Here is a 5,266-nt window from a genome sequence, read left to right as displayed (position 1 = left end):
CGGCGCCGGCCCGCGCCCACGGCCCGGCGCAACCCTCGCTCGTCGCGGAGCAGCTCGCCCACCTCGGCGAGCGCGGCGTCCAGCGGTCGGCCCATGGACGACACCCTAAGGTTGCACCGTGCTCGAGCAGATCGTGGCGACCCGCTATGTCACCCCGCTGCGCGAGGGGGGCTCCTTGCCCGGCATCGTCGAGGCCGACGACCTCGGCACCTACGTCGTGAAGTTCCGGGGTGCGGGGCAGGGCCTGAAGGTCCTCGTCGCGGAGGTCGTCGTGGGCGAGCTCGCGCGGCGCCTCGACGTCTCGGTGCCCCGGCTCGCGGTCCTCGACCTGTCGCGCGACATCGCGCGCTACGAAGCGGACGAGGAGGTCCAGGACCTGCTCTCCGCGAGCGTCGGCCTCAACCTCGCCGTCGACTTCCTTCCCGGCGCCTTCGGCTACGACGGGTCGCGTCCGCCCGACGGACCGACGGCGAGCCGGATCCTCTGGCTCGACGCGCTGACCGCCAACGTCGACCGGACCTGGGACAACCCCAACCTGCTCCTTTGGCACTGCAGGGTCTGGTGCATCGACCACGGTGCGGCGCTGTACTTCCACCACGGGTGGCCGAGCCGCACCCCCGATCCGGCGCGGTTCGCCGCCCAGCCGTTCGACGCGAGCCGGCACATCCTGCGCGAGGTGGCCGAGGACGTCGCCGGCGCCCACGCACTCCTCGCACCACGCGTCACGCCGGAGCTCCTCGCCGAGGTCCTCGACCTCGTCCCGGACGACTGGCTCGAGACGACCGCGGACCTCGCCGACGCGGACGCCGTGCGTGCGGCATACGTCGACCATCTCCTCGCGCGGGTGGCGAACCCGGCGGCGTGGCTCCCGGGAGGTGAGTGCCCGTGATGCCCTACCAGTACGTCGTCCTGCGCTGCGTGCCGCGCGTCGACCGGGAGGAGTTCGTCAACGTCGGGGTCGTCCTCTACTGCCAGGCGGCCGGCTTCCTCGCGACGGCGCATCGGGTCGACGGCGGCCGGCTCCTCACCCTCGATCCCGATCTCGACGTGGCGGGCGTCGTGGAGGCGCTCGAGAGCGCCCAGGCCGTCTGCGAGGGTCGCGAGGCGCGCGGCCTGCCCCATCTGGAGTCGCTCGGCCGCCGCTTCGGCTGGCTCGCCGCACCCCGGAGCACCGTCATCCAGCCGGGTCCGGTGCATTCCGGCCTGACGAACGATCCTGCAGGAGCCTTGTCCGCCCTCCTCGACCGGTACGTCGCCTGATCGTCTCCGCCTCGGTCCGGCACGGCCGACTTGCCATATATAGATAGTCTATCTATACTCTTTGGTATGCCAGCCGGTCCCCAGGACGTCGATCTCGCGAACACGCTGCTGCGCACCGTCGCGCGGCTCAACCGATGGACGAACCGGCGGGCCGAGCTCCCCGTCCCCGCCGCGCAGGCACGGGTGCTCTCCCTGCTCGACGACCTCGGGGCGAGCCGGGTCGGGGACCTGGCTCGCGCCGACTCCACGAGCCAGCCGACGATGACCGTCCAGGTCGACCGCCTCGAGCGGCTCGGCCTCGTGACGCGTCAGCCGGACCCGGACGACTCCCGAGCCGTCCTCGTCATGCTCACCGAGGCGGGGGCGGCCACCATCGCCGACATCCGGGAGGCCCGCGGCCGGATCCTCGCGCCGGTCGTCGACGGCCTCGACCCGCCCGCCCGGGCGGCCCTCGCGGATGCCACCGGCACGCTCGTCAGGCTCGTCGAGACCCTGCCGCCCATCCCCTGACCGGACCCGATCCGCACCTCGGGCGACGGCATACCGACCGCCTCGCCCGGCCCTCGAACCCCCATCCCTCCGATCCGAGAAGGACCATCCACCGCCATGTGGCGCCAACCCAAGAACGTCTACATCGTCGCCTTCGCCTGCGTCATCGCCTTCATGGGCATCGGGCTCGTCGACCCCATCCTCAAGCCGATCGCCGACGACCTCGGCGCGTCGGCCTCGCAGGTGTCCCTGCTGTTCACCAGCTACATGATCGTCATGGCCGTCGCCATGCTCATCACCGGCTGGGTCTCCAGCCGCATCGGTGCGAAGCGCACGCTCGTGTCCGGCCTCGCGATCATCGTCGTCGGCTCCGCCCTCGCCGGCTCGATGGACTCGGTGACCGGCATCATCGGTTGGCGCGGGGTGTGGGGCCTCGGCAACGCGCTGTTCATCTCGACGGCCCTCGCGACCATCGTGAAGTCGGCCCGGGGGTCCATCGGCCAGGCGATCATCCTCTACGAGGCGGCGCTCGGCGTCGGCATCGCGGCCGGACCTCTCGTCGGCGGCGAGCTCGGAGCCATCTCCTGGCGCGGCCCGTTCTACGGCGTCGCCGTCCTCATGAGCATCGCCCTCCTCCTCACCCTCTTCGCGCTGCCGGCGACACCGGCGGAGGGGACGCCCAGCCGCCTCTCGGAGCCCTTCGCGGCGCTGCGGCACAAAGGCCTGCTGACCGTCGCGATCACCTCGCTGCTCTACAACTTCGGCTTCTTCACCCTCCTCGCCTTCACGCCGTTCGTCCTCGACATGGGCGCCCACACGATCGGCCTCATCTTCTTCGGCTGGGGCGTCCTGCTCGCCCTCACCTCCGTCGTCGTCGCCCCGCGGCTCCAGGCGGCCATCGGCACGATCAACGGCGCGACCCTGGCCCTCGTCGGCTTCGCTGTCGTCCTCTTCGTCATGGCCGTCTACACGACGGACAAGGCGGTCGTCGTCGCGTGTGTGGTCGTGGCCGGAGCGTTCCTCGGCGTCAACAACACCCTCATCACCGAGGCGGTCATGAAGTCCGCCCCCGTCGAGCGGAGCGTCGCCTCGGCCGCCTACAGCTTCGTCCGGTTCGGCGGTGGCGCGATCGCGCCGTACCTCGCCGGCAAGCTCGGCGAGCGCTACAACGTCCACGTCCCCTTCTGGGTCGGAGCGGTCGCCGTCTGTCTCGCCGTCGCCGTCCTCACGGCCGGCCGAGCCTCGCTGCGCCGCGTCGACGCCGGCCCGCACCACGGGGCTCCCGCCATCGACAGCGAGGACGAGGCGCAGATCGTCACCATCGCGGACGCCTGAGCCGCCCCGCTCCCTCCGGTATGCCGCTCCCTCACCCGGGGAGCGGCATACCTGCGTCTTCCCACCGCGCAGAGAGGGAACCGCGGGCTCTCCGCCTCCCGGCCCCGACGCCTCCCGGCCCCGACGCCTTGTCGGGTGACCCGACAACACCTGGCTTCACCCGACAACGGACGTCGGGTGAGGCTCAGGGTTCCGGGGTGACCCGATAAAGCTCGCTGAGGATGCGGCTCTGGGGAACGGCTCGGTGTCGACCCGGGCCGGCCCGACGACCAGGACATCGGCGGCTCGGCCGCCGACCGCGGCCCCAGGCGTGCTCACGAGACATCGCCCTCGGACGGACGGCGCCACTATTGCCTGTCGGTGGGACCGACAGACACCCGGTGCGGCCCCGGACCCGTGGTCATCGTGTCGCGTAGAAGGCGACGGCCGACGACGCGGCGACGTTGAGCGAGTCGACGCCGTTCATCATCGGGATCGTCACGCGCCGGTCGAGCTGGCGATCGGTCGCCGTCATCAGCCCATGGCCTTCGGTGCCGAAGACGAGGGCGAGCCTCTCGTGGTCCTCGGCGGCCAGCTCGTCGAGGGTGGTCGAGTCCTCCCCCAGCGACATGCCCGCCACGGTGTAGCCGGCGTCCTTGAGCAGTTGCATACCCCCGTGCGGCCACGGGTCGATCCGTGTCCACGGCACCTGGAAGACCGCCCCCATCGACACCCGGATTGCCCGGCGGTACAGCGGATCCGCGCACCGTGGCGTGACGAGCACGGCGCCGATGCCGAGCGCGGCAGCAGACCGGAACGCAGCCCCGAGATTCGTGTGATCCACGAGGCTCTCGAAGACCGCGATCCTCGACCGACGCGGCCTGCGCAGCTGCGCGGAATCGGCGACGTCCGCGCGGCGCGGTGCGCGCTCGGCGTTCCGGAGGACGTCCTCGACCGGACGGAGGACGGGGCGGTACATCGCGGCGAGCGCGCCCCGGTGGAGGTGGAACCCGGTGAGGTCCTCGATGACGTCGTGCGCACCGACATACACGGGTATGCCGTCCGCCTCGGCCGCCGCGACGACGTCGGCGAGGTCGACGAGCCAGCGTTCGGCCATGAGGTAGGACCGTGGCCGATGCCCGGCGGCGAGAGCCCGGCGGATGACCTTCTTGGACTCGGCGATGTAGAGACCGCCCGCCGGCTCGAGCCTCCTGCGGAGAGCGACATCGGTCAGGCCGACGTAGTCGCGCAGGCGCTCGTCGGCCGGGTCCGAGATGCGGACCGGACTCAGGGGAACCACACGACCTTGACGATCCCGACGATCCCGATGACGACGATGACGGCTCGCAAGACCGGCGCGGGCAGGCGGCGGCCGACGTTCGCTCCGAGCCAGCCGCCGATGAAGGCGCCACCTCCGACGAGAAGGACCACCTCCCACCGGATCTGGTCCCAGGCGACGGTGATGAAGACGGCGGCCGCCACGAGGTTGGCGACGAAGGCGAGGACGTTCTTGTAGCCGTTGAGGGTCTGCAGGTCGCCGGCCGCGAGGGCGCTGAGCAGCCCCATGAGGATGACCCCCTGCGCCGCGCCGAAGTATCCGCCGTATGCGGCCGCGAGCGTCACCCCGGCCATGAGGGCCGGCCGTCGCCATCCGGGGAGGTGTCCGGCCATCCCGGAGTGCCCCTCCCGGCGCTGCATCCGGGGTCCGAGGATGACGAGGAGGAGCCCGAACGCGATGAGGACGGGCACGATGGCGTGGAACGCGGACGCGGGCAGCGCGAGGAGCAGCCGCGCACCCGACAGGGCACCGACCACCGACAGCGGGACGAGGGTCCGCAGGAACGGCCAGCCCCCGGCGAGCTCGCGACGGTAGCCGACGATGGCCGTCACGCCGCCGCCCAGCATCGCGAGGTTGTTCGAGATGTTCGCCGGAACGGCCGGGATGCCGAGGAGCAGGAGGGTCGGGAAGGTGACGAGCGAGCCCGACCCGACGATCGCGTTGATGCCACCCGCCCAGATGCCGGCCACCACCATGAAGACGGCATCGAGGACGGACACCAGGTCACCCTAACGGGGACCCGGCATACCGCATCGTCCGGTCCGACGGCCGAGCCGCCCCGGCCGGCCGGCCCGGGCGCCCCCGCTCACCGCACGTGCCGAGTTGATGTCGTTCCCGAGGCGTTTCGACGACAACAACTCGGCA

General features: G+C 71.6%; 6 protein-coding genes. 4 read left to right on the top strand and 2 right to left on the bottom strand.

The window, feature by feature from the left end; all coding sequences use genetic code 11:
* The first annotated feature begins 118 nt into the window (after nt 1-118).
* The 4 genes from BN12_RS17935 to BN12_RS17920 all read left to right on the top strand — a co-directional run bounded on the left by BN12_RS17935 (nt 119) and on the right by BN12_RS17920 (nt 3,084).
* The gene (locus BN12_RS17935) at nt 119-889 is read left to right on the top strand and encodes a HipA family kinase (protein ID WP_048554609.1); all 771 of its coding nucleotides are present in this window, start codon (nt 119-121) and stop codon (nt 887-889) included.
* Entirely contained in the window at nt 889-1,260 is a 372-nt protein-coding gene (locus tag BN12_RS17930) for a DUF3037 domain-containing protein (RefSeq protein WP_048556566.1), read from the top strand. Before BN12_RS17935 ends, BN12_RS17930 begins: the two co-directional genes overlap by 1 nt.
* Nucleotides 1,261-1,326: 66 nt before the next feature.
* Nucleotides 1,327-1,770 (top strand): MarR family winged helix-turn-helix transcriptional regulator, encoded by a 444-nt coding sequence (locus BN12_RS26610; protein WP_048554608.1) that lies wholly within the window; start codon nt 1,327-1,329, stop codon nt 1,768-1,770.
* Nucleotides 1,771-1,866: 96 nt separating this feature from the next.
* Nucleotides 1,867-3,084, top strand: coding sequence for an MFS transporter (locus BN12_RS17920; protein WP_048554606.1), 1,218 nt, complete (start codon nt 1,867-1,869; stop codon nt 3,082-3,084).
* A 400-nt stretch (nt 3,085-3,484) separates the two neighbouring features.
* Here the strand turns inward: BN12_RS17920 and BN12_RS17915 are convergent, their stop codons facing one another.
* Both BN12_RS17915 and BN12_RS25850 read right to left on the bottom strand, forming a co-directional pair.
* Nucleotides 3,485-4,363 (bottom strand): TrmH family RNA methyltransferase, encoded by an 879-nt coding sequence (locus BN12_RS17915; RefSeq protein WP_235432458.1) that lies wholly within the window; start codon nt 4,361-4,363, stop codon nt 3,485-3,487.
* Complete coding sequence (locus BN12_RS25850; RefSeq protein ID WP_048554601.1) at nt 4,351-5,121, bottom strand: sulfite exporter TauE/SafE family protein; 771 nt, start codon at nt 5,119-5,121, stop codon at nt 4,351-4,353. The genes BN12_RS17915 and BN12_RS25850 overlap by 13 nt, the downstream gene beginning before the upstream one ends.
* Between the last annotated feature and the right edge of the window lie 145 nt (nt 5,122-5,266).

Origin of the sequence: Nostocoides japonicum T1-X7, from assembly GCF_001046855.1 — a bacterium.
GTDB lineage: Bacteria > Actinomycetota > Actinomycetes > Actinomycetales > Dermatophilaceae > Nostocoides > Nostocoides japonicum.
The sequence above is the reverse complement of the archived record's forward strand: the minus strand, read 5'-3'. Positions and strand labels throughout refer to the sequence as shown.

Bases quoted from the DNA above. Each gene is read 5' to 3' on its own strand.
- BN12_RS17930 (WP_048556566.1), top strand. From the start codon at position 889: ATGCCCTACCAGTACGTCGTCCTGCGCTGCGTGCCGCGCGTCGACCGG.
- BN12_RS26610 (WP_048554608.1), top strand. From the start codon at position 1,327: ATGCCAGCCGGTCCCCAGGACGTCGATCTCGCGAACACGCTGCTGCGC.
- BN12_RS17920 (WP_048554606.1), top strand. From the start codon at position 1,867: ATGTGGCGCCAACCCAAGAACGTCTACATCGTCGCCTTCGCCTGCGTC.